The 23800-nt window shown below is 70.9% G+C and carries 19 protein-coding genes; 8 read left to right on the top strand and 11 right to left on the bottom strand.

The features are described from left to right. Positions 1–128 precede the first annotated feature (128 nt). Entirely contained in the window at positions 129–1673 is a 1545-nt protein-coding gene (locus tag HNR51_RS17010; RefSeq protein ID WP_182555714.1) for an MFS transporter, read from the top strand. Here HNR51_RS17010 and HNR51_RS17005 read toward each other — a convergent pair. Next, positions 1630–2154, bottom strand: a complete 525-nt coding sequence (locus HNR51_RS17005; protein ID WP_182555713.1) for a DoxX family protein — start codon at positions 2152–2154, stop codon at positions 1630–1632. The genes HNR51_RS17010 and HNR51_RS17005 overlap by 44 nt on opposite strands. A 208-nt stretch (positions 2155–2362) precedes the next feature. Between HNR51_RS17005 and HNR51_RS17000 the strand changes: the two genes are divergently transcribed. Genes HNR51_RS17000 through HNR51_RS16990 form a run of 3 tightly spaced genes read left to right on the top strand, consistent with a single transcriptional unit; the run spans position 2363 to position 5434 of the window. After that, positions 2363–2614: an acyl carrier protein gene (locus HNR51_RS17000; RefSeq protein ID WP_012455487.1), complete on the top strand. Its 252-nt coding sequence runs from the start codon at positions 2363–2365 to the stop codon at positions 2612–2614. A gap of 7 nt (positions 2615–2621) precedes the next feature. After that, entirely contained in the window at positions 2622–4139 is a 1518-nt protein-coding gene (locus HNR51_RS16995; RefSeq protein ID WP_182555712.1) for an AMP-binding protein, read from the top strand. A gap of 5 nt (positions 4140–4144) precedes the next feature. Then, positions 4145–5434, top strand: coding sequence for a type III PLP-dependent enzyme (locus HNR51_RS16990; RefSeq protein ID WP_182555711.1), 1290 nt, complete (start codon positions 4145–4147; stop codon positions 5432–5434). Positions 5435–5461: 27 nt separating this feature from the next. Here the strand turns inward: HNR51_RS16990 and HNR51_RS16985 are convergent, their stop codons facing one another. The 4 genes from HNR51_RS16985 to HNR51_RS16970 all read right to left on the bottom strand — a co-directional run bounded on the left by HNR51_RS16985 (position 5462) and on the right by HNR51_RS16970 (position 10395). After that, on the bottom strand, positions 5462–5860 hold the full coding sequence (locus HNR51_RS16985) for an ester cyclase (protein ID WP_239681513.1): 399 nt from the start codon (positions 5858–5860) through the stop codon (positions 5462–5464). Between the two features lie 444 nt (positions 5861–6304). After that, positions 6305–6682 (bottom strand): hypothetical protein, encoded by a 378-nt coding sequence (locus HNR51_RS16980; RefSeq protein ID WP_182555709.1) that lies wholly within the window; start codon positions 6680–6682, stop codon positions 6305–6307. Between the two features lie 107 nt (positions 6683–6789). Next, positions 6790–8313, bottom strand: coding sequence for an aldehyde dehydrogenase (gene adh / locus HNR51_RS16975; RefSeq protein ID WP_012455481.1), 1524 nt, complete (start codon positions 8311–8313; stop codon positions 6790–6792). A 252-nt stretch (positions 8314–8565) separates the two neighbouring features. Further along, the gene (locus tag HNR51_RS16970; RefSeq protein ID WP_239681512.1) at positions 8566–10395 is read right to left on the bottom strand and encodes a serine hydrolase; all 1830 of its coding nucleotides are present in this window, start codon (positions 10393–10395) and stop codon (positions 8566–8568) included. Positions 10396–10617: 222 nt separating this feature from the next. Here HNR51_RS16970 and HNR51_RS16965 point away from each other — a divergent pair, with 222 nt between their 5' ends. Together HNR51_RS16965 and HNR51_RS16960 are read left to right on the top strand one after the other, a co-directional pair. After that, on the top strand, positions 10618–11226 hold the full coding sequence (locus HNR51_RS16965; RefSeq protein ID WP_182555708.1) for a hypothetical protein: 609 nt from the start codon (positions 10618–10620) through the stop codon (positions 11224–11226). Positions 11227–11504: 278 nt separating this feature from the next. Then, entirely contained in the window at positions 11505–12671 is a 1167-nt protein-coding gene (locus tag HNR51_RS16960) for a multidrug effflux MFS transporter (RefSeq protein WP_012455478.1), read from the top strand. A 39-nt stretch (positions 12672–12710) separates the two neighbouring features. Here HNR51_RS16960 and HNR51_RS16955 read toward each other — a convergent pair whose 3' ends face one another. Next, positions 12711–13451 carry an SDR family oxidoreductase gene (locus HNR51_RS16955; protein ID WP_182555707.1) on the bottom strand — a complete coding sequence of 247 codons (741 nt, stop codon included), beginning with the start codon at positions 13449–13451 and terminating at the stop codon, positions 12711–12713. A 231-nt stretch (positions 13452–13682) separates the two neighbouring features. Here HNR51_RS16955 and HNR51_RS16950 point away from each other — a divergent pair, with 231 nt between their 5' ends. Continuing rightward, entirely contained in the window at positions 13683–14237 is a 555-nt protein-coding gene (locus tag HNR51_RS16950) for a TetR/AcrR family transcriptional regulator (protein ID WP_182555958.1), read from the top strand. A gap of 8 nt (positions 14238–14245) precedes the next feature. Here the strand turns inward: HNR51_RS16950 and HNR51_RS16945 are convergent, their stop codons facing one another. The 3 genes from HNR51_RS16945 to HNR51_RS16935 are packed head-to-tail and all read right to left on the bottom strand — an operon-like array spanning position 14246 to position 20975. Beyond that, positions 14246–15142 (bottom strand): transglutaminase family protein, encoded by an 897-nt coding sequence (locus tag HNR51_RS16945; RefSeq protein ID WP_182555706.1) that lies wholly within the window; start codon positions 15140–15142, stop codon positions 14246–14248. Further along, a complete protein-coding gene (locus tag HNR51_RS16940; RefSeq protein ID WP_182555705.1) occupies positions 15139–17679 on the bottom strand; it encodes a circularly permuted type 2 ATP-grasp protein in 2541 nt (846 codons plus the stop codon). Before HNR51_RS16940 ends, HNR51_RS16945 begins: the two co-directional genes overlap by 4 nt. Beyond that, a complete protein-coding gene (locus HNR51_RS16935; RefSeq protein WP_182555704.1) occupies positions 17676–20975 on the bottom strand; it encodes a transglutaminase family protein in 3300 nt (1099 codons plus the stop codon). The genes HNR51_RS16940 and HNR51_RS16935 overlap by 4 nt, the downstream gene beginning before the upstream one ends. Positions 20976–21219: 244 nt before the next feature. Between HNR51_RS16935 and HNR51_RS16930 the strand changes: the two genes are divergently transcribed. Continuing rightward, positions 21220–22380, top strand: coding sequence for a zinc-binding metallopeptidase family protein (locus HNR51_RS16930; protein WP_182555703.1), 1161 nt, complete (start codon positions 21220–21222; stop codon positions 22378–22380). 223 nt (positions 22381–22603) lie between these two features. On the opposite strand, the gene HNR51_RS16925 is transcribed toward HNR51_RS16930, so the two are convergent. Then, positions 22604–23290, bottom strand: coding sequence for a DUF2147 domain-containing protein (locus HNR51_RS16925; RefSeq protein WP_012455471.1), 687 nt, complete (start codon positions 23288–23290; stop codon positions 22604–22606). Between the two features lie 262 nt (positions 23291–23552). Then, entirely contained in the window at positions 23553–23762 is a 210-nt protein-coding gene (locus tag HNR51_RS16920; RefSeq protein WP_012455470.1) for a hypothetical protein, read from the bottom strand. Between the last annotated feature and the right edge of the window lie 38 nt (positions 23763–23800).

The raw sequence follows: 23800 nt of genomic DNA, 5'->3' as shown, positions 1-23800 counted from the left end.
GGCTGCCGGACGTATCCCCGGGGGCTGTGACCGTTCGGCCACGTCGTTTATTCCGACGCGTTGCCGCAGACGTGCTCCACCTGCCGTCGGCCGCAACCCTTCGACACGTCCTACACTTGTCTCTGCCGATGCGTCCCGCCCAGATCGTTCCCCTCGTCGTCGCCACCGCCCTGTTCATGGAGAACACCGACTCGACGGTGATCGCCACGGCGCTGCCGGCGATCGCGGCGAGCCTCGGCGTCGATCCGATCGCCCTCAAGCTCGCGCTCACCGCCTATCTCGTGTCCCTGGCGATCTTCATCCCGGTCTCCGGCTGGGCCGCCGACCGATACGGCGCGCGCAACGTCTTCCGCGCGGCGCTCTGCGTGTTCATGGCGGGCTCGCTCGCCTGCGCCGCGGCGAACTCGCTCACCGGCTTCGTCGCCGCCCGCTTCGTGCAGGGGATCGGCGGGGCGATGATGGTGCCGGTCGGCCGCCTCGTGATCCTGCGCTCGGTGCCGAAATCCGAACTCGTCGGGGCGCTGGCCTACCTCACCATCCCCGCGCTGATCGGCCCGATCCTCGGGCCGCCGCTGGGCGGCTTCATCACCACCTACGCCGACTGGCGCTGGATCTTCTTCATCAACATCCCGATCGGGCTCGCCGGCATCGTGCTGGCGACCGTGTATTTCGGCGACATCCGCGAGAAGACGCGCCCGCCCCTCGACGTCGCCGGCTTCCTGCTCTCCGGCGGCGGGCTCGCCCTGCTGATGCTCGGCTTCGCCGCGACCGGGCGCCACCTGCTGCCCGACGGCGTGTCCTGGGGCTGCATGGCCGGCGGGGCCGTGCTGGTCGGGCTCTACCTGCGCCACGCCAAGCGCACCGCGCATCCGCTGATCCGCCTCGACCTCCTCAAGCACGACACGTTTCGCGCGGCCGTGACCGGGGGAAGCCTGTTCCGGATCGGCACCGGCGCCATCCCCTTCCTGCTGCCGCTGATGCTGCAGATCGGCTTCGGGCTCGATCCGCTGCATTCGGGGCTCATCACCTTCGCCGCGGCCGCGGGCGCGCTGCTGATCAAGATCGTCGGCCCGCGCATCCTGCGCGCCTACGGCTTCCGCCGGGTGATGGTGGTCAATGCGCTGGTCGCCTCCGCCTTCCTCGCCGCCAACGGGCTGTTCACCGCGCAGACGCCGCACTGGATCATCATCAGCGTGCTCTTGCTCGGCGGCTGCGTGCGCTCGCTGCAATTCACCTGCGTGAACGCCATCGCCTATGCCGACCTCGAATCGCGGGAGATGAGCGCGGCGACGAGTCTGGCCAGCGTCGCGCAGCAACTGTCCCTGAGCCTCGGCGTCTCCATCGGCGCCCTCGCGCTGGAAGGCGCCGCCGCGTGGCACGGCCATGCGGGGATCGAGGCAAGGGATTTCTCCCTCGCCTTCCTCGGCGTGGCCGTGATCTCGGTCGGCGCGTTCTTCGTGTTCCGGCGGCTGGCGCCGGATGCCGGCGCCGAAGTCTCGGGGCAGCGCCGCGTCGCGCAGGCCGTCCCGCGACCCGCCGACGGGTCGCCTCAGAGCATCGTCCCGATCGGTGGTTGCCGGCTATCGGACAGAGACGATGCGAACACGAAAGGCGCGAGCCTCGCTCCGGTCACGCCGCAGCACGCGCCGGAGCCCGGCCGCCGCTCCGTTTGACGCCGCCGGTCTTGGCCCGCGCCGGCGCCTTCGGTGCGGCTTTCGTCGCGCGGGCGGGCGCCGGGGCGTCGCCGCTCCGGAAGAAGCCCTGCCAGCCCCAGGCGCCGGGGCCGGTCATCGCATACATCAGGAAGGCGCCCGCCAGACCGAGATCGGCGAGGAAGAAGCTGCGCTCCGTCACCGCGGCGGCGCCGGCCTGGAGCCAGAACGGGTGCAGCAGCGCGGCCATGCCGGCGACGAAGCCGGCCATGGCGAGCCCGGTGATCCGCGGCATCACGCCGAGGATCACCGCGAGCGGGCCGAACACCTGCACGATCACGGCCGCCGTTGCGACGGCGTTCGGCGCCGGGCAGCCGGCCCCGGCCAACGTCACCGCGAAACCGGACACGTTGAGCGCCCGCGCCACGCCGGTCGGCAGCAGGGCCGAGGCCATGAGGAGGCGGGCGGCGAGAAGCACACCGTTCTGGGCTGAACCGAACACGGGCCGAGGACTCCGGGAGGGAAGGGAGCCCGAAGCCTCGGGGGCCAGCGTGAATCGCGGGTTAAGCGGATCGCGCGAAGGCGCGGAAGGCTGGGGATCTTGCGCTCACCAGGGAGGCACCATGGACTTGCCCGTGCGTTGGGCTTAAGCCCGCAACCCGAGACCAGCACAGGACCGATCGAGGGGCATCCGAGCCGTGGTTCAGTCGATGGCCGACGTGCGGGAGGCGATCTTCGCCTTCATCGCGGCCCGCAACCCGGGCCTTCCCTCCGGCGCCGTCACCGGGGAGACCTCCCTCGTGACCAGTGACGCGCTGGATTCGATCGGCATCCTCGACCTGATGATGCATCTCGGCGACCGCTTCGGCGTCGAGATCGACGAGGACAGCTTCGACCTCGCCAATTTCGACAGCGTCGATGCGCTGGCCCATTTCATCGACGACCGGCGCTCCGACGCCTGACTCCGTGATGGCCCCGACGCTGCTGCACCACCTGCTCGAAGGAGCCGGCGCGGAGGATTCCCCCGCGATCGTCGAGGGCCACGAGACCCTCACCTACGCCGCCTTCCGGGCGCGGGTCGGCGCGCTGGCGCGGCGCTTGGCGCGCCTCGGGCTCGCGCCCGGCGACCGGGTCGCGATCCTGCTGCCGAAATCGATCCGCGAAGGCGTCGCGATCTTTGCCGTGAGCGCGGCGGGCGGCGTGTTCGTGCCGATCCACCCGTCCCTGCGCCCGCGGCAGGTCCGCCACATCGTCGCCGACAGCGGGGCGCGGGTGCTGCTGACCGATGCCGCCCACGCCACCGGGCTGGAGGGCGCGCTGGACGACCTTTCGGATCTGGTGATCCTCGACGGAGAGGCGGGGGAGAACGGCACGGCCCTTGTCCCCGGCGAGCCGGCGCCGGACGGTCTGGCGGCGATCCTCTACACCTCGGGCTCGACCGGCCTGCCCAAGGGCGTGATGCTCTCCCACGCCAACCTGATCGCCGGTACCCGCATCGTGCGGACCTATCTCGGCATCAACCGTGAAGACCGCATCCTCTCGGTGCTGCCGTTCTCGTTCGATTACGGTCTCAACCAGCTCCTCACCAGCGTCGAGCAGGGCGCGCGGATCGTGCTGCTGACGCCGAGGCTCGGCGACGACGTCGTCCGCGCCCTGGAGGCGCATCGCATCACCCTGCTCGCGGGCGTGCCGACGCTGTGGACGCTGCTGACGCGGGCCGCGCCGCACCTCGCCAAGGCGGATCTCTCGGCCCTCCGCGCCATCACCAATTCCGGCGGCAGCCTCGCGCTGCCGACGATCGAGCGCCTGCGGGCGCGGCTGCCGCACACGGCGATCGTGCTGATGTACGGCCTCACGGAAGCCTTCCGCTCGACCTATCTGCCGCCGGAGGAGATCGACCGGCGGCCGGATTCGATCGGCCGCGCCATCCCCGAGACCGAGATCTTCGCCGTCACGACCGGCGGGCGGCGGGCGCGGCCGGGCGAGCCCGGCATCCTGCATCACCGCGGCCCCACCGTCTCGATGGGCTACTGGAACCGGCCGGAGGACACCGCCCGCGTGCTGGTGCCCGACCCGTTCCCGCCGCCCGGATCGGCTCCGGGCCTCGTCTGCCGCTCCGGCGACCTCGTGGTGGAGGATGAGGACGGCTTCTTCCGCTTCATCGGCCGCGAGGACACGATGATCAAGACGCAAGGGTTCCGCGTGAGCCCGACCGAGGTCGAGGCGGCGCTGATGGAGACCGGCGCCTTCCGCGCGGCCGCCGTGATCGGCCTGCCCGATCCGAGCCTGGGGCAGCGCATCCACGCGGTCACCGTGCCGGCCGAGGACGCGCCGGGCACCGCGGATGTCCTCCAAGGCCTGCGCAAGGCACTGGCGCCCCATCTCGTGCCCCGCACCATCGAGGCGGTGGCGGCGCTGCCGACCACGCCCAACGGCAAGGTCGATTACAAGCGCCTCACCGCCGAGCGCGCGGCGGCGGAAATCTAGCTCCTATGGCCGACGCTCCCGACCTCGCCGCCGCGCTGATCGCCGAAAACTTTTCTAGGGATGCGGGCGGCGTGCTGCAGGTCGGCGGCCTGCCGCTGACCGATCTCGCCGAAAAATTCGGCACGCCGCTCTTCGTCTACGACGCCGCCACGATGCGCCGGACCTACCGGGCCTTGTGCGCGGCGGTCGCCGGCTTCGCGGAGGTCGATTTCTCGGTCAAGGCGAACCCGAACCCGGCGGTCATCCGCGTTTTCCGTGAGGAGGGCGCGGGCGCCGAGATCGCCTCCGGTGCCGAGTTCGAAGCGGCGCTCAAGGCCGGTGTCGCGCCGGAAAAGATCCTGTTCGCGGGGCCGGGCAAGGGCACGGCCGATCTCGACCGGGTGGTGGCCGGCGGCATCGGCGAGATCCACCTCGAGAACCGCGAGGAGATGGTTCGCGTGGCCGCCGCCGCCGAGCGTCACGGCGTGACCGTGCGGGTGGCGCTGCGGATCAATCCCGGCGCCACCGCACAGGGCGGGGCGATGCGGATGGGCGGCAAGCCCTCCCCCTTCGGCTTCGACGAGGAGGCTATGGACGCCGCCATCGACGCGGTGGAGGCCATGCCGCGCCTGCGTCTCGTCGGGCTCCACCTCTTCGCGGGCACGCAGGGACTGAAGGCCGAGACGCTTCTCGGCCAATGGGCCTACGGACTCGGCCTCGCGGCGCGGATCGCCCAGCGAACCGGGCGGGCGCTGGAGACGATCGATCTCGGCGGCGGGCTCGGTATCCCGTATTTTTCCGGCGAGGCCGCCCTCGACCTTGGGGCGATCCGCGCCGGCCTGCCCGACCTGATCGCGACGCTGCGGGCCGACCCCCGGCTCGCGGGCGCCCGGGTGGTGCTGGAGCCCGGCCGCTACCTCGCCGGGCCGGCGGGGCTCTACGTGGCGCGGGTGCTGGCGGTGAAGGACTCGCGCGGCAGCCGCTTCGTCATCACCGATGGCGGCATGCACCATCACCTCGCGGCGAGCGGCAATCTCGGCCAGATCGTCAAGCGCGACTTTCCCCTCGCCGCCGGGGTCGAGGGCCCTGAGGCGCCGCGCGCCGCCACCGCCGTGGTCGGCCCGCTCTGCACGCCGCTCGACATGCTGGCCCGCGCCGCCCCCCTGCCGCCGCTGGCCGAGGGCGATCTCGTGGCGGTGCTGCAATCGGGCGCCTACGGCCTCACCGCGAGCCCGACGGGGTTCCTGAGCCACCCGACCCCGGCCGAGGTGCTGGTGGAGGGAGGCAGGGCCGAGATGATCCGCGCTCGGGGCTGAGCCCGCCGCCCGGCCGGGGTGCGGATCTCAGGCCCAGCCGAGTTCCTTCACGGCGCGCGCGTCGTTCCAGATCTTCGTCATGTGAGCGATCCGCTCGCCGTCGAACTGCATGACGTAGACGTAGTCGGTCGACGTGCTTTTCCCGGTCGGAGGGCACGGGCCGCCCTCGCCGGTATGGGTCCCGCGGAAGACGCCATACGCCGCCACGTTCCGGCGCTCCTCGTCCGTGGCGAACGACTTCACCTCGTACCGCCCGTCGGGCAGGACCGTCAGAAGGCCCTTCATCCACTCGGCGTAATCGCGCAGCGTGGTGATGCCCGCCAGGGCATCCGCCTGAGCCGAGAATCCAGCATCCGGTGCGCAATAGCGTTCGCACGCCGCCCAGCCACCGCCCGTCTCGCACGCCTCGAAGAAGGCTTCGGCCACGGAGGTAATCGTGCTCATGGGACAGGCCTCGCTCGTTCGTTGAGCGCGAGACTAGGTTGTTTATCGATCTCAGGATACGCGAGAAACACCGGAGCATTGCTGCAAAAGTTTGCAGATTTTCCGGTTTCTAGCTTTCGATGCCCGTCGAATGGCTCATCTCTCGGGCGATCGACGTTCGAACGACGCTGGGCTCTCGAAACAGCCCGTTCGGAGGGGCGCCGGTTTCGGGAAGGATCTGCATCACGTCCCAGCGCTCAACGATCCTGCCGTGAGCGCCGAGCCGGACGATGCCGATGGCCGCGGCGTCGTGGTCCCCGGGCCGGCGCCGAGCGCAGGGCCGCGCGACCCAATCGCCCTCGGCGACGGCCGCTTCATCGCGCCTGCCGGGCGATTCCCGCGCCCTGCGCAAGAGGTCGGCGATGGCGCCGTCCCTCCCGCGCAGCCTCAGCCCTGCCGTCGCTCGAACCGGAAGGGACGATGCCCGTCCGCGGATGCCCGCATGTCGACCGTCCACAGGCCACCGTCGTCGCCCTGCAGGCGGAAGTGGAGCGCGTAGCAGACCGTCGCGTCCCCGGCGTGATCGCGAAATTCGATTTCGTCGAGCCACCAGGGCTCCTGCGCGCTGCCGCAGGCTTTCGCTCTGTCCACGAAGCGGTCGAGATAGGCCGAGGCCGCGTCGCGAAGGCGCGGGAGCGAGGCGGTCACCACCGCCGCCACCGCGGCCTGGGCGCGGCAGATCTCGCCGTCCGCGTCGCTCAGATAGACGCGGACGTGATCGATCTGCCCGACCCAGCCCGCCGGTCCCATGCGCGTGTACCGCACCCAAGCCGCCTCATCATCGAGCCCGCACGCCCGCCGCGCCTATCAAAAAACCCCGGCCTTGCGGCCGGGGCTGAAGTCGGTCTCGAACGTTTATCCCGATCGAACGCTCAGAAGAACCCGAGCTTCTTCGAGGAGTAGCTGACCAGCATGTTCTTGGTCTGCTGGTAGTGGTCGAGCATCATCTTGTGGGTCTCGCGGCCGATGCCGGACTGCTTGTAGCCGCCGAAGGCCGCGTGCGCCGGGTAGGCGTGGTAGCAGTTCGTCCAGACGCGGCCGGCCTGGATGGCGCGGCCGAAGCGGTAGGCGCGGGTTCCGTCGCGGGTCCACACGCCGGCGCCGAGCCCGTAGAGCGTGTCGTTGGCGATGGAGAGCGCCTCCTCGTCGTCCTTGAAGGTCGTGACCGAGAGGACGGGCCCGAAGATCTCCTCCTGGAAGATCCGCATCTTGTTGTGGCCCTTGAACACCGTCGGCTGCATGTAGAAGCCGTCGGCCAGCTCGCCCTCGCGGGTGCCGCGGGCGCCGCCGGTGAGGCACTCGGCGCCTTCCTGGCGGCCGATATCGACGTAGCTCAGGATCTTTTCCAGCTGCTCGGACGAGGCCTGGGCGCCGATCATGGTCGCCGGGTCGAGGGGCGAGCCCTGGGTGATCGCCTCGACGCGCTTGATCGCGCGCTCGATGAAGCGGTCGTAGATCGACTCGTGCACCAGCGCGCGGCTCGGGCAGGTGCAGACCTCGCCCTGGTTGAGGGCGAACATGGTGAAGCCTTCGAGCGCCTTGTCGAAGAAGTCGTCGTCCTCGTTGGCGACGTCGCCGAAGAAGATGTTCGGCGACTTGCCGCCCAGCTCCAGTGTCACCGGGATCAGGTTCTGCGAGGCGTACTGCATGATGAGGCGGCCGGTGGTCGTCTCACCCGTGAAGGCGATCTTGGCGATGCGCGGGTTCGAGGCGAGCGGCTTGCCGGCCTCCAGGCCGAAGCCGTTGACGACGTTGATCACGCCCGGCGGCAGCAGGTCGCCGATCAGCTCCATCACCACGAGGATCGAGGCCGGGGTCTGCTCGGCGGGCTTGAGCACCACGCAGTTGCCGGCGGCGAGCGCCGGGGCGAGCTTCCACACCGCCATCAGGATGGGGAAGTTCCACGGGATGATCTGGCCGACGACGCCGAGCGGCTCGTGGAAGTGGTAGGCCACCGTGTCGTGGTCGATCTCGGAGATCGCGCCTTCCTGGGCGCGCACGCAGCTGGCGAAGTAGCGCCAGTGGTCGATGGCGAGCGGGATGTCGGCGGCGGTGGTCTCGCGGATCGGCTTGCCGTTGTCCCAGGTCTCGGCCAGCGCGATCAGATCGAGGTTGTCCTCCATCCGGTCGGCGATCTTGTTGAGGATGCGGGCGCGCTCGGCCGGGGCGGTGCGGCCCCAGGCGTCCTTGGCGGCGTGGGCGGCGTCGAGCGCCTTCTCGATGTCCTGCGCCTCGGAGCGGGCGACCTCGCAGATCACCTTGCCGGTGATCGGCGAGGTGTTCTCGAAGTAGCGGCCGCTCACCGGCGCCACCCACTGGCCGCCGATGAAGTTGTCGTAGCGCGCCGAGAAGGGCGACTTGGTCTTGGCGTCAGCCAGGAATTCAGGCTTGTTCATCGCGTTTCCTCCATTGCGCCCGGTTTTTGTGCGTCAGGCTTTTTGCGGCAGATCTTTGCCGTGCATCGTCTTTTTGGCGGAAGCCGGAACCCGTCCGTCGTCCGCGGCGATGCTGGGGCGACCGCCTCGCCGAATTGCGGCGAGAGACAAGAACAGCCGCCGTCTCGGATCAAGGTGGACTTTTGGCCAACGCGGCTTCTGGCGGCCGCCGACTCGATTTCCCGTGCGCGAGCGCCTGTCGCGCGCTGCCTTTCAGTTAGACCCTTTCACGCTCGCTGGCGACCCCGCCCTTGGTCCAAGCCCCGGGGTCGGGCCGTCCGCCTCGGGCCGCCGCGGCGCCTCGGTATCGTAGCCGCCCTGGTGCAGGATCAGGCCCGTCACCCGGCCCGCCTCGTCGGCGGTGAAGGTGATCTGCGCGTCGCTCCCGCGCAGGAAGAAGTCCCGCTCCCCCTCGGGAACGAGTTCGTTGCGCGGCTGCCTTGTGGCCTGCGCGAAAATCCGCCCCCCCTCCACGGTCACGGCGATCTCGACACCCGGCCCCAGGGCGTAGCGTCCGGTGAGGGCGGGCAGGCGCGTGCGGTCGATGGCGATCTCCCGGTGCTGCCGCGGCGGCGCGGCGAGCACGGCCTTCGCCTCGTCCTCGGTCACGCGGGGGCCGGTCCGGTCGCGGCCGTCGCGGTGCAGGATCAGGCCGGTGGGCGTGCCGTCGGGCTCGGTCTCGAAGGTGAGGCGCATGTCGGCGACCTTGGAGACGAAGGTGCGGTCGCTCTCCGGCACGAAGGGAAAGGCGGGCTCTCCGGTGGCCCGCGCCGTCAGCCCGCTGCCTTTGCCCTCGCGGGCGACGGTGAGGAAGGCGCGCGGTCCCAGGCGGTAGGTGCCGGGGTAGCGGTCGAGGATCACGTCCTCCAGCACGATCGCCTCGGGCGCCGCGTAGTGGCCGAAATGCAGGGAGGCGAGGTCGCGGGCGATCTTCTGAGCGGGCGCCGTCTCGGTGTTCGAGAGCACGATCACGGTGAGATGATCGTCGGGGTAGACGTCGTTGATCGACAGGAATCCGGGGATCGAACCGGCATGGCCGTAGACGCGGTGGCCGCTCGTCTTGGCCCCGGGCTTGGTGTCGGACTGCTTGCCGAAGGCACGGGAGACGAACCAGCCGAGGCCGTAGCCGGTGCCGCGATCGTCGAACATCGCCGCCCGCGAGGCGTCCGAGAGCAGGCGCGGCCCGGCGAGCGCCTCGTCCCAAGCCAGCAGGTCGTCCACGGTGGAGTAGAGCGCGCCCGCGGCATAGGCCGAACTTGCCGCCATCGGCACGGCATTGCGCCACTGCGCCCGCCCCCGGCGGTAGCCGGCGGCCCGCCGCGGCAGGATCACCGTGAGGTCGTCGTAGCCGGTCTCCTTGAGCCCCAGCGGCGCGAGGATGGTCTCGCGCAGGTAGGCTTCGTAGGACAGGCCCGAGGCCGCCTCGATCACCATGCCGAGCAGCACGTAGTTGGTGTTGCTGTACTCGAACCGCTCGCCCGGCGGGAACAGCAGCGGATCGCCCGCGGTCAGGGCTACGATCTGCGCCGGCGTGTGATCGACCCGTGCGATCTGGTCGTAGTAGTTCGGCAGCGCCGTGAAGTTGATGATGCCGGAGCGGTGCTGGAGCAGGTGGCGCAGGCTCACCCCGGCCCACGCCTCCGGAACGGAGGGAACCCAGCGCCGGACGGGATCGTCGAGCCCGAGTCGCCCGGCCTCCGCGAGCTTCAGCACGGCGGCGGCGGTGAAGGCCTTGGTCAGCGAGCCGATGCGGAAATGGGTCTGCGGCGTGTTGGGGACCTCCCACTCGCGATCCGCGAGGCCGTAGGCTCGGCGGAAGACCGGCCGCCCGTCCCGCGCGACGAGGATGACGCCCGAGAACAGGCCTGCCTCGATGTAGGGGGCGACGAGGGCCTGCGCCCGCTCCGCGTAATCCGCCTCGGCGCGCGCCGCCGTCACGGATGCAGCGGCGAGCGCAACGGCGAACAGGGCGGCCAGCAGAATCGCGAGGATGGGCCGCGCACGGCACGGGTTTGCTGTGACGCTTGCCTTGGCATGGCTCACGGGCTCCCCTTTCCCCGCGGGTGGCGGACGGGCGCGGAACAGAAGCCGCCTTTGCGGCCGCTGCGTGGCATCTGCGCCAGCGCACGGCGCGGAGCGGTCAAGCGCTGCCATCACGGTTTCGCCGCGACCCGTTGCGAGAAACGCGCCGCGCGGGCGGAAGGGCGGCGTTCCGTGTCGGCCTTCCGCCCGGCGCAGCCGACGAGACATCAGAGGCCGAAGACCATGACGATCCACTCGCGCACCCTGCTCGCCGCCTCGCTTTCGGCGACCCTCGCCGCGGCGGCGATCCTCTCCGCCGCGCCGGCCCTGGCCCAGGCCGGGACGGCCGCCAAACCCGCCGCCAGCCCGCCCGCCGCGAAGGCCGAGGCACCGGAGGCGGGCAAGGAGATCGCACTGACGCAGTGGCAGATCGACGGCCTCCTCGTCGCGCAGCCGGAACTCGCCAAGCTGACCGGCGGTGCGCCCGACAAGCCCGATCCGAAGGCCGAGGCGCAGGCGCAGGGGCAGGCCGAGGCGATCGTGAAGCGCAACGGGTTTGCGAGCCTGGAGGAGTTTCAGGATGCCAGCGACACCGTCGATGCCGTGCTCGGCGGGATCGACCCCGAGACCAAGAGCTATGTCGGCGCCACCCCTCTGCTGAAGAAGCAGCTCGCGGCGGTGCAGGCCGACAAGGCGATGCCCGCCCAGGAGAAGGCCGAGACGGTCAAGGAGATCAAGGAGGCGCTCGCCGCCGGCGAACCGGCCAAGCCTTCCGAGGCCAACATCGCCCTGGTGACGAAGAACTACGTTCGCCTCAGCGCGGCGATGGGTGAGGGACAGGATAAGGAGTAGGCGCTCCGCCCGTATCTCCCTCCCCCCTCTGGGGAGAGGGTGCCCGCGGAGCGGACGGGAGAGGGAAAGCGCCGCATTCTGGAACGTTGAAGACATCCTCGACCATTGACGACACCGCACCGCCGCGAACCCGGCCGGCCTGCTCTCCGAAAGCGCTTTCGCCCGTGACATCCTCCCCTCGGCCCATTCCCGGCAGCCCCGCCTCGGAGGCCTCGCCGGGTGCCCCTCCTTGGGTCGGGCCGGGATTTGCCGAGTTCGTCGGCATCGTCGCCCTGATGATGGCGGTCACCGCCATGTCGATCGACAACCTGCTGCCGGCTTTCCCGCTGATCCAGGAGCGGTTCTCGGTCGCCGACCCCAACAGCCTGCAACTCCTCGTCTACGTCTACATGATCGGCTTCGGGGTGGCGCAGATCGTCTACGGGCCGGTCTCGGATGCGATCGGGCGCCGGCCGACCCTGCTGATCAGCCTCGGCATCTACACCGCGGGCTGCATCCTCTCGATGCTGGCGCCGAGCTACGAGTGGCTGCTCGCCTCCCGCGTCATCCAGGGCATGGGGGCGGCCGGCGGGCGCGTCCTCTCGACCGCGATCGTGCGCGACCGCTTCTCGGGGCGCGAGATGGCGAGCGTGATGTCGCTCATCATGATGGTGTTCCTGATCGTGCCGATGCTCGGGCCGGCGATCGGCGCGACCATGCTGCTGCTCGGCTCGTGGATCTGGGTGTTCGTGTCGATGCTGGCGCTCGGCGGCGTGCTGACGCTGTGGTTCGCCCTGCGCATGCCCGAGACGCTGCATCCCGAGTACCGCCGCCCGCTCTCGCTGCGGGCCACGGGGCAGGCGCTCGCCACCGTGCTGCGCACCCGCGTGGCGATCGGCTACGCCACGGCGCTCGGCCTGCTGACGGGCTGCATCATGGGCTATGTCGGCTCGGCCCAGCAGGTGTTCGACACCGGGCTCTACCATCTCGGCGGGCTGTTCCCCGTCGCCTTCGGCGTGGTGGCCGGCGCCATGGGGGCGGCGACGCTGATCAATTCCCGCGTCGTGCGCTGGCTCGGGATGCGGACCCTGTCGCATGCCGGCGTCACCGCCTTCACCGCCATCGGCCTCGTGCAGGTCGGTATCGGCCTGCACTACCAGGGGCATCCGCCGCTGGTGCTGTTCCTCTCGGTGCTGGCGCTGAACCAGTTCCTGATCAGCTTCGCCCTGCCGAACTTCAACGCGCTCGCGCTGCAGCCGCTGGGCGCGATCGCCGGCACCGCCTCCTCGTTCCTCGGCTTCTACACCACGATCCTGGGCGCCTTCTGCGGCTTCCTGATCGGGCACGCCTTCGACGGCACGGTGATGCCGGTGGCCTACGGCTATGCCGGGCTCGGCGGGCTCGCCCTGCTCACCGTCGTCTGGACCGAGCGCGGGCGCCTCTACCGGGCAGGCGTCTCCGGCTGAAGCCGGCGGCCCGGACCGCGTCCGGGCCGCCGCGACGGGTCAGGCGTTCGCGCCGCCGTCGACCGTGAGGGTGGTGCCGGTGATCTGCCGCGCGGCCGGGCTCGCCAGGAAGGCCACGGCGGCGGCGATGTCCTCCGACTTTCCGTAATGCCCGAGCGCGGTCATGGAGCGCTGCAGGTCCGATTGCGCCCCGTCGGACGGATTCATGTCGGTATCGGTCGAGCCCGGCTGCACGAGGTTCACGGTGATGCCCTGGGGGCCGAGTTCGCGGGCCAGTCCGCGGGTGAACGAGAGCAGGGCCGACTTCGTCATCGAGTAGACCGTGACGCCGGGAAACGGCACCCGCTCGCCGAGGCACGAGCCGATGGAGATGATCCGTCCGCCCTTCCCGAGATGCGGGATCGCCGCCTGCGAGGCCAGCACCACGGAGCGCACGTTCACGGCCAGCAGCGCGTCGATATCGGCGAGCGTGATCTCCGCCACCGGACCGCCGCGGGCGATGCCGGCATTGTTCACGAGGATGTCGAGGCCGCCGAGTTCCGCCGCGGCCGCATCGACCGAGCGCTTCACTGCCGCCGCGTCGGCGCTGTCGGCCTGGATCGCAAGGCCGCGCCGGCCCTTCGAATCGATCGCCCGCACGACCTCCTCCGCCCGCTCCGCCGAGCGCTCGTAGGTGATCGCGACATCCGCGCCGCGCTCCGCCAGCGCCAGCGCGATGGCGGCGCCGATCCCACGGGAAGCGCCGGTCACGAGGGCGCGCTTGCCTACCAGGTCACTCATTGGTTGATCTTTCTGTATCGAACGACACATAAATGGCTACGTGCGTTGCCGATTGCGGTCAAGCGAATTATAGAACGATCGATGCAGAATTCTGAGCCCGGCGCCTCCCCAGCCACTTCCTCGGCCCCTTCCTCGGCCCCTTCGCCCAGCGTCGTACCGCCGCGTTGCGGCCCAGCGCGCGGTCGCGGCCGGCCGCGTGCCTTCGACCGGGAGGCGGCGTTGACCCAGGCCATGCATCTGTTCTGGCGCAAGGGATTTGCGGCCACCTCCATCTCCGACCTGACCGCAGCGATGGGGATCGGCTCGCCAAGCCTCTACGCGGCCTTCGGCTCGAAGGAGGCACTCTATGCCGAGGCCCTGCGGCACTACCGGGCGCAGTTCGAGGGGCGCGTCTGGGGCAACTTCGCCGCCGCCGCCACCGCACGCGGGGCGGTCGAGGCGCTGCTGATGGACACGGCCTCGGCCCTGACCGCGGTCAGCGCGCCCGACGCACCGCGCGGCTGCATGGTGACGCTCTCGGCCGTCGGCGGCGAGGGGCAGGCGGAACTCGGCGCGTGCGTGCGGGCGGCGCGCGCTCTCGGATTCGAGACCGTCGTGGAACGGCTCGACCGCGCCGCGGCGGCGGGGGAACTCGGCGCCGCGGTCGATATCCCGGCGCTGGCCCGCTTCGTGGTGACGGTGCAGGGCGGGATGTCGCTCCAGGCCCGCGACGGGGCGAGCCGGGCGGAACTCGAAGCGGTCGCGCGTCTGGCGATGGCGGGGTGGGACGCGCGGACCGGCGGCTGATCCTGTCGTCAGGCCGCCTCATCCTCCGGGATGACATCGACTTCGACCGTGAGTTTCTGTGACCCGGCCGAGGCGACGATCCCGTCGATCGGCGCGACGTCGGCATAGTCGCGGCCGCGCGCCACGACGATGTGGTTGTCGCGCACCACGCAGTCATTGGTCGGGTCGAGGCCGATCCAGCCGCCCTCCCCCATCTCTAGCCCGCACCAGAGCGCGACCCAGGCGTGGCTGGCATCGGCCCCGCGCAGGCGTGGGCGGCCGGGGGGCGGACGGGTGCGCAGGTAGCCGCTGACATAGGCCGCCGGCAGGCCGAGGCCGCGAAGCCCGGCGATCATCACGTGGGCGAAGTCCTGGCACACGCCGGCCCGCAGGGCGAAGGCCTCCGCCGGCGGCGTCGAGACGGTGGTGGCCTTGGCATCGAAGCGGAAATCGTCGCGGATGCGGTGCATCAGCTCGACCGCCCCGCCATAGGCGCTGCGCCCGGGCGGAAAGCTTGTCCGGGCGTACTCCGTGACGGCGGGGTCGAGCGGCACCCGCTGACTCGGGAACTGGAAATGCGCCGGACCGTCCGGCCCGAGCGAGGGCAGCGCCAGCGCGGCCGCCCGCACCGTCTCCCAGGACGGGCCGGCCTCGGGCGGCGGCGGCGCCGGGCGCTCCACCGCCACGCGGGAGACGGCCTCGACCGTGAATTCCCGATGGGGCTCGTCCAGCGTCAGGGTCAGGGTGTCGAGGCCGAAAAAGTCGCGGCGCTCCAGGCGGCGCGTCGGCTCGGGGGCGACGTGGAGCGCGCTCTCCAGCACCCGCTGCCCCTCGCCGTCGCGCGGACGCAGACGCAGGTTGCAGCGTGCGAAGCGGACGGTGCGGGCGTAGCGATAGGTCGTCAGGTGCCGCAGGGTGTAGATCACGCGAGACCCGTGAGCTTCTCGGGCCGGAGCGCGTCGGGGCCGTTGGGGAAGTAGCGGCTGGCGATCCCGTTGGCGAGGCCCTCCAGATCGGACTCGAAGCGTTCCAGCGCCTCGGCGTCGAAATCGGCGGCCTCGGACGTCTGGAGCGTGACCGCGAGCGCCAGCGCCCGGCGGCGGTGCGCCTCGGGCAAGCCGTCCGCGGCCAGCGCCGGCAGGGCGTCGAGATGCGCGGTGATCGCCTGGATCTGGTAGGCGACGGAGCGGGGATTGTTGGGATCGAGCACCGCCATGTCGCAGACCGCGTCGCGGCTCACGCCGACGAGGTAGCGGGCGCCGTAGGCGATCTGCGAATCGGCGAGCGAGAGCATCACCCCGAGATCCTCGGCGCTGGCCTCCTCGCCGCAGAAGCGCAGGGCGAAGCTGCAGGTGTTGATCGCCCGCTCGATGCGCCGGCCCATATCCGCGAAGCGCCAGCCGGCGGCATGGCCCATATTCTCGTGGATCAGGCCGGAAAGCGCGGCGAGATGGCCGAGCGCCCGCTCGGCCTTGCCGAAGAGCTGCGCCTCCGTCGGCGCCCAACCCTCGGCGTAGACCAGGGTGTCGCGCAGATCCGCCAGCGCCCGCCAGGATTCCGCCGGCAGCCGCTCGCGCAGGGAGGCGGCGATGCGCCGGGCCTCCAGGCCATGCGACAGGGCCGAGCCGTGGACCGTCTTGCCCGAAAGCGCCTCCCCGGCGAGCGCCGCGGGGCCGAGATCGGCCGCGCTCACCGAGCCCCATTCCTTGAGCAGCGCACGGATCGCGAGCGCGGTCGGCGCGCCGGCCTCGCCCGACGCGTCGGCGGCGACGGCTTCCGTAAACACGCCGAGATGGGCCTGGACGAGGCGGATCACCGCCTCCGCCCGCTCCAGATAGCGCCCGAACCAGAACAGGTTGTCGGCCGCCCGCGACGGCAGGTGGCCGGCGATGCGGCGGATGCGCGGGGCGCTCGTATGCACGAGCGTCGGCGTATCGACGGGGGTGTCGGACAGGACCCAGACATCGGCGGAGCGGATGCCGGCGCGCATCTCGCTCGGGTCGGCGCCCTCGCGCTCGGCGACGCGGCAGAAGGCGCTCGGCAGCACGCGCCAGCCCTCCGGCGTGGCGGCGGCGAAGACGCGCATGACGAAGGGGCGGGCCACCAGACGGCCGTCCTGCCACGCCGGCATGGTCGAGAGCGGCGCGGTCTCCTGCGCCACCCAGTCGAACGGGCGCTCGCGCAAGGCCGCCACGGCGTGGGCGCGGGCGGCGTCGAGGGCGGGGCCGGCGAGCATCGCGTCGCGCTCCGGGCCGCGCAGCGGCGTCGCGGCGGGGCGCAGCGTCAGGTGATCGAGGTTGGAGAGCGCATGATTGAGCCCGTCGGGGTCGCCGCACCACCAGGTGCGCGGACCCGTGAGGCGCAATTCCTCGCCGGTGAGCCGCCGGGCGATGGCCGGCAGGTAGGGGCTCAGCGCGGCCGATTCGAGCACGCCCGAGCCCGGCATGTTGCCGACCACCGCCCCACCCCGGCGCAGCACCTGGAGGATGCCCGGTACGCCCAGGCGCGAATCCGAGCGCAGCTCCATCGGGTCGAGATAATCGGCGTCGATCCGGCGCCAGACCGCGTCGGTGCGCTTGAGCCCGGCGATGGTGCGCACGTGCAGGAGCCCGTCGCGCACCACGAGGTCGTCGCCCTCGACGAGCAGGAAGCCGAGATAGCGGGCGAGCGCGGCCTGCTCGACATAGGTGCTGCTGTAGGGGCCCGACGTCAGCAGGCAGATGCGCGGATCGCTGCGCTCGCAGGACGCGGCGAGACCGGCGCGGAACGCCTGGAAGAAGCCGGGCAGGCGCTCGACATGGAGGTCGGCGAACAGGTCCGGGAAGGCGCGGGCGAGCACCATCCGGTTCTCCAGGGCGTAGCCGAGGCCGGAGGGCGCCTGGGTGCGGTCGGCGAGAACCTGCCAGCGCCCGTCCGGTCCGCGGCCGACATCGGCCGCATAGATCGGCAGCCAGCGCCCTCCGGGAGGGGCGATGCCGTGCACCGGCCGCAGGAACTCGGGATGTCCCGCCACCACGCCCGCGGGCAGAAAGCCCTCCGCCACGAGCCGGCCGGCGCCGTAGATGTCGCCGACGATGCGCTCCATCAGACCGGCGCGCTGGACGATGCCGGCGGACAGCTCCGCCCAGTCGGCGGCGTCGATGACGAGGGGCAGCGAACCCAGCGGCCAGGGATGCTCGCGCCCGTCGCCGTAGACCCGGTAGGAGATGCCGGCGTCGCGGATATGCCGCTCGGCGGAGAGGAAGCGCGCGGCAACCTCCCGGTCGTCGAGTCGGGCGAGGCGCTCGAGAAAGCGCGGCCAGCCGCCCCGCAGGGCGCCTTCCGCATCCACCAGCTCGTCGGCAAGGCCGGGTCGGGGCGCGTAGGCTTCCGTCCAGCGGCGCATGCGTGCGGCCGGATCGTCGGCCGCCCAGGCGGAGGCGTCGGGCAAGGGCCCGTCCGCGAGGGCGGCGGAGGCTGTCATCGGGGTGCGGGGGTGCGCAGGTCGAGGGTCAGGGGGAAGTCGCTCGTGCGCTCCTCGGCCGGCATCGCGATGCGGCCGGGGGTGTGGCCCATCGCCTCGAAGCGGGCGAGACGGCGCCCCTCCGCCTCATAGGCGTTGATCGGGAAGCTGTCGTAGCTGCGCCCGCCCGGATGGCTGACATGGTAGCGGCAGCCGCCGAGCGAACGGCCGCTCCAGACATCGAGGATGTCGAAGGTCAGCGGCCCGTGCGGCGGGATCGTCGGGTGCAGCGAGGAGGCGGGCTGCCACGCCTTGAAGCGCAGGCCCGCGACCGCCTCGCCGCTGGCGCCGGTCGGCGTCATCGGCAGGCGCCGGCCGTTGCAGGCGATCACGTGCCGGCCGGGGACATAGCCCTCGACCTTCACCTGAAGCCGTTCGACGGATGCGTCCACGAAGCGCACGGTTCCCCCGGCGGTCCCCTCTTCGCCTAGCACGTGCCAGGGCTCCAGCGCCTGACGCAGTTCGAGGCTCACGCCGCCCTGCTCCACCCGGCCGAAGATGGGGAAGCGGAACGCGGCCTGCGCCGCGAAGGCCTGAGGGTCGAAGTCGTAGCCGCCGCCGCGCAGGTCTTCCAGCACGGAGAGGAAGTCGGCCCAGAGGAAATGCGGGAGCATGAAGCGATCGTGCAGCGCCGTGCCCCAGCGGACACAGCCCCCCGTCTGCGGCTCGCGCCAGAGCCACGCCACGATCGCCCGCAGCAGGACTTGCTGGGCCAGGCTCATGCGCGCGTCCGGCGGCATCTCGAAGGAGCGGAATTCGAGGAGGCCGAGCCGCCCCGTCGGCCCGTCCGGCGAGAACAGCTTGTCGATGCAGATCTCGGCCCGGTGGGTGTTGCCGGTGACGTCCGCGAGGATGTTGCGGAACAATCGGTCCACCAGCCAGTGCGGGATGTTCGCCTCGTCCGGCCCCGGCACCTGGGCGAGCGCGATCTCCAGTTCGTAGAGGCCGTCGTGGCGCGCCTCGTCCATGCGCGGCGCCTGGCTCGTCGGGCCGACATAGAGACCGGCGAAGAGGTAGGACAGGCAGGGATGGCGCTGCCAGAACAGCACGAGGCTCTTCAGCAGGTCCGGCCGGCGCAGGAACGGCGAGTCCGAGGGGCTGGCGCCGCCGAGCACGACGTGGTTGCCGCCGCCGGTGCCGGTGTGGCGCCCGTCGATCATGAATTTCTCGGCGCAGAGGCGCGTCTGGCGCGCCTCCTCGTAGAGGCCGGCGGTGATGTCCACCGCCTCGCGCCAGGAGGCGGCGGGGTGGACGTTGACCTCGATCACGCCGGGATCGGGCGTGACCTTGATGACCGAGAGGCGCGGATCGTAGGGCGGCTCGTAGCCCTCGATATGGATCGGCTGGCCGATCGCTTCCGCCGCCCGCTCCAGATGCCCGACGAGGTCGAGATACTCATCCACCCGCTCCAGCGGCGGCATGAACACGCAGAGCACGCCGTCGCGGGGCTCCACGGCCAGCGCCGTGCGCACGGCGACGCCCTCGATGCCGGCGCCGTTCCCGCGATCCTTGCCCTTGGCGAGCGGGGCATCCTTGAGCCCGCCGGGCTCGGCGGGCAGGTCGCCGCGGGCCTCCATCGGATCCTGCGGGTGGTAGTAGGGGTAGGAATCCGGCGGCACGTAGGGCAGCGAGGCGAGCGGCAGGCGGAAGCCCATCGGCGAGTCGCCGGGGCTAAGATACGCGCCGCCGCGGCGGAAGGCCCAGGCCTCCGAGATCCAGGCGCGGCCCTCCCCCACCGCAAGGTTGGCGAGGGGCAGCACGTAGCCGACGGGATTGTCGAGGCCGCGGCCGAACACGCGTTTGAACCGGGCATCGGCCTCCAGGCTGCCGGTCTGCGCCGCCGCGGTCGTGACATTGACCGGCAACTCGCTCTCGCGCGCCTTCCAGTAGACCGCGTCCTCGTAGGCCGGGAAGACGAAGCGGCCGAGTTCGAGCCGCTCCGACAACGCGCCCATCAGACGCTCGGCGTCCTTGATGGTCGCGGTCTTGGTGTTTGGGGTCTTGGGACCGTCCTCGACGGCGATCAGATCGGCGTTGCGCCAGATCGACACGCCGTCCTTGCGCCAGTACAGGGCGAAGGCCCAGCGCGGCAGGCTCTCACCGGGATACCACTTGCCCTGGCCGTAATGCAGCATGCCGCCCGCCGCGAAGCGGTCGCGCAGGCGCCGCACCAGCGTGTCGGCCAAGCCGCGCTTCGTCGGCCCCACCGCGGCGACGTTCCACTCCGGCGATTCGAAGTCGTCCACCGAGACGAAGGTCGGCTCGCCGCCCATGGTCAGGCGCACGTCCTGCGCGGTCAGATCCGCGTCGATCCGCTCGCCGAGCGCATCCATCGCCGCCCAGATCTCGTCGGAGAACGGCTTGGTGATGCGCGGCGCTTCCGCCACGCGGCTGATCGTCATCTCGTAGGCGAACTCGACCTTGGCCGGCTCGGCCAAGCCGGAGATCGGCGCGGCGGCGTTGTAGTGCGCCGTGGCCACCAGCGGGATGTGTCCCTCGCCGGTGAGCAGGCCCGAGGTGGCGTCGAACCCGATCCAGCCGGCGCCCGGCAGGTAGACCTCGGCCCAGGCGTGCAGGTCGGTGAAGTCGGTGGTGGTGCCCGCCGGGCCATCGACGGCGGTGGTGTCGGGCACGAGCTGGATCAGGTAGCCCGAGACGAAGCGGGCGGCGAAGCCGAGCCGACGCAGCACCTGCACCAGGAGCCACGCGGAATCGCGGCAGGATCCGCTCTTGAGCGTCAACGTCTCGGCGGCGGTCTGCACGCCGGGTTCCATCCGGACCCCGTAGGCGACGTGCGAACGCACCTTCTCGTTGAGCGCCACGAGGAAGCTGACCGTGTGGGTCTCCTCGGGGATTTCCGCGAGGAAGGCGTCGATCTCCGGACCCTGCGCCTCGTCGAGGACGAGGTAGGGCGCGAGCGCGACCTTCAGGTCGGCCTCATAGTCGAAGGGGCGTTGCTCGGCATAGGGCTCGACGAAGAAGTCGAACGGGTTGATGACCGCGAGGTCGGCGGTGAGATCGACCTCGACCCGGAACTCCGTCGTCTTCTCCGGAAAGACGAGGCGGGCGAGCCAGTTGCCGGCCGGATCCTGCTGCCAATTGATGAAGTGGTTCTCCGGGCTGACCTTCAGCGCGTAGGCCGGCACCTTCGTCCGGGCATGCGGCGCCGGGCGCAGGCGGATTGTCTGCGGCCCGAGCGCGATGGGCCGGTCGTAGCGGTAATGCGTGACGTGGTGCAGGGCGGCTTGGATCGACACGGAGGCTCCGGACTGTTTCGAGATCTCTCGACGCGAGGAAGGCGGCGCACTCGGCCGCTGGTTGTACGCCTTATACATCCCATCGATCGGAATGGAGCGATCAAAAAAGCAAGAACCATGCAGCCGGCGCGCGAAGCGTTCGGCTGCTCGGCCGCCGGCGGAACCTCTCCCGGCTCGCAGCCCTTGGTCTGGCATGCGGTCCGGTCCTTGTCTGGTCCCCGCAGCGGACGGAGCGGGCCTTCCCATGAAGATTTTTCAGTGCCAGGCCTGCGACCAGCCGGTCTCGTTCGAAAGCACGGTCTGCGAGAGCTGCGAGCGGCGACTCGGCTATGTCTGCGACCGGCACGAGGTGTCGGCGCTGGAGCCCAGCGGCGAGGACGGGCGCGGGCTGCTGTTCCGCGCCTATGCCCATCCGGGCCGCAAGTACCGCTTCTGCGCCAACGCGGCCCATGGCGCCTGCAACTGGATGGTGCCGGAGGATTCGCCTGAGACCTACTGCGTCACCTGCCGCCACAACCGCGTGGTGCCGGACCTGAGCGTGGCGGCCAATCTCGACCGCTGGCGCCAGATCGAGGCGGCCAAGCACCGGCTGTTCTACTCGCTGCTGCGCCTCGACCTGCCGCTCGTGACGCGGGCGCAGTATTCCGATGGGCTCGCCTTCGACTTCCTGGCCGAGTCGACCGGGCCGCCGGTGATGACGGGCCATCTCGACGGGCTGATCACCCTCTCCATCGCCGAGGCCGACGACGTCGAGCGCGAGCGGCGCCGCAAGATGTTCGGCGAGTATTACCGCACCCTGCTCGGCCACTTCCGCCACGAGATCGGGCACTATTTCTGGAACCTGCTGGTGCGCTTCGACGCCAGCCTGCCGGCCTTCCGCGCCCTGTTCGGGAACGAGCGCCTCGATTACGGCGCCGCGCTCCGGCGCCATCACAGCAAGGGGCCGCCGTCCGACTGGCAGGAGAGTTTCGTCTCCTCCTACGCCACCGCCCACCCGTGGGAGGATTTCGCCGAGACCTTCGCCCACTACTTGCACATCGTCGATACGCTGGAGACGGGCAGCGCCTTCGAGATCCGCCTCCGGCCCAAGCTGCGGGCCAAGGCGGAATCGGAGGCTCTGTCCACCTGCGTCGATTTCGACCCCTACGAGACCCCGGATTTCGAGCGGGTGGTGGAGGCCTGGATCCCGCTCACCTACGCGGTGAACTCGCTCAACCGTTCCATGGGCCAGCCGCCGCTCTATCCCTTCAGGCTGACGCCCGCGGTGATCGCCAAGCTCGCCTTCGTGCATGAGCGCATCTACGCCGCGCGCACGCCCGGCGGTTTCTCGGAGGAGGCCAGCGCCGAGATGCTGAAAGCGGTGATCGCGGGCTTGCGCCAGAGGGTGGCGACGCCGACGGCCTGATGGCCTTATCGGACTCTTCGGTCCCCCTCCGCCGTCCTTCCGGGGCGCTGAGAAGCGAACCCGGAATCCATGATCGGCCTCGACGCCATTCGTCAGCGCCGCATCGTGTGTGGATTCCGGGTTCCGCTTCGCGGCCCCGGAATGACGGCGGTGGAGGGGACGAGAGCGCGTCTTGCAAACCCGCCGTCGCAGCTCTGACGCTGCCCCGGGAGCAACGGGTCGGTTACTGCGCCGGGGCCGGGGCGGCCGGGGCCTTCGGCGCGGCGGGCTTCGGCGCCGGCTTGGCGGCGGCCGGGCCGGCGCTGCCGGTGGCGGCGGGGCCGGCGGCCGCCGTGCCCGCGGCGGGTTTGGGCGCCCATTCGGCGTCGGCGCGGGGGCCGTTCGGGCCGTTGGTCGGGCCTGTGAGCTGGCCGGGCAGGGTGTCGCCGACCTTCTTCCAGGTCTGCGACTGGCACAGGAAGGCGATCAGGCAGCCCTTGACCGTCAACTCCTCCGGCTCGTCCGACCAGATCGTGACGTCGTAGAACTTGCCGTCTTCGGCGTTGTAGATCTTGCCTTCGTAATGGGCATCCTCGTTCAGCTTGAGCCCGAGGATGAGCTGGTGGCCGAGGGAGGCGCGGGCGCGCTTCTTCGGGTCGGGATTGCGGAAGTCGACCCGGGGCTTGCCCTCGTCGTTGAGCGGGGTCTTCAGCCACACCGCATAGCCGCACAGGTTCTTCTCCTGCGGGCCGCACTTCTCGACGCGGATTCGGGCCTTGCCGTCCTGCGTCAGCCACGTGCCGCTCGGGTCATGCGCCGGCGCGGCGGCCGCGGCGGGCACGGCCGACAGGGCCGCGAGGCCGGCGGCGAGGGCCGCGGCGCGGCCGGTGCGGAGGAAAGGCGCGCGTGCACCGATCGGTCCGAAGATCATGCAATCATCCCCACTCGGGCGCGGCGGCGAGACCGGCCGCACCGTTCAACTTGACGACCGGGCCGTCCGCTCGCGGACCGTTGCCCCTTCGCCGCAGCCATCGAATCGGAAGGTGACCGGATCATGACCGATGCGGGGCGGTCCCGACGCAATTCGCCGGCCTTCGTGCGGCCGAGCCGGGACATGCGGGGTAACCCGCAAAAAAAGGGCCGGTGCGCACGGCACCGGCCCCCTTTCAGAGAACTCTGTCGCGTCCGGCCGATCACTCGGCCGGGGTGACGTCGGCGGTGAAGTGGCCGCACCAATCCTTGGAAGCGACCACCGGCCAGAGGCCCTGGCCCTGCGGATCGGGCTGGCTCACCGGCGGGTTGAAGCGGCACAGGCCCTGATCGCCCGACGCCTGGGCGCCGTTGGTCTTGTGGTCGTCGAAGAAGCGGCAGCTCTGGCAGGCGGCGTTGCTGTTGGTGGCCATGATCTCTCTCCGATATCCGTTCGGTCGTCTCTGGCTGG

The organism is Methylorubrum thiocyanatum, from assembly GCA_014138645.1.
Taxonomy (GTDB): Bacteria; Pseudomonadota; Alphaproteobacteria; order Rhizobiales; family Beijerinckiaceae; genus Methylobacterium; species Methylobacterium thiocyanatum.
The sequence above is the reverse complement of the archived record's forward strand: the minus strand, read 5'-3'. Positions and strand labels throughout refer to the sequence as shown.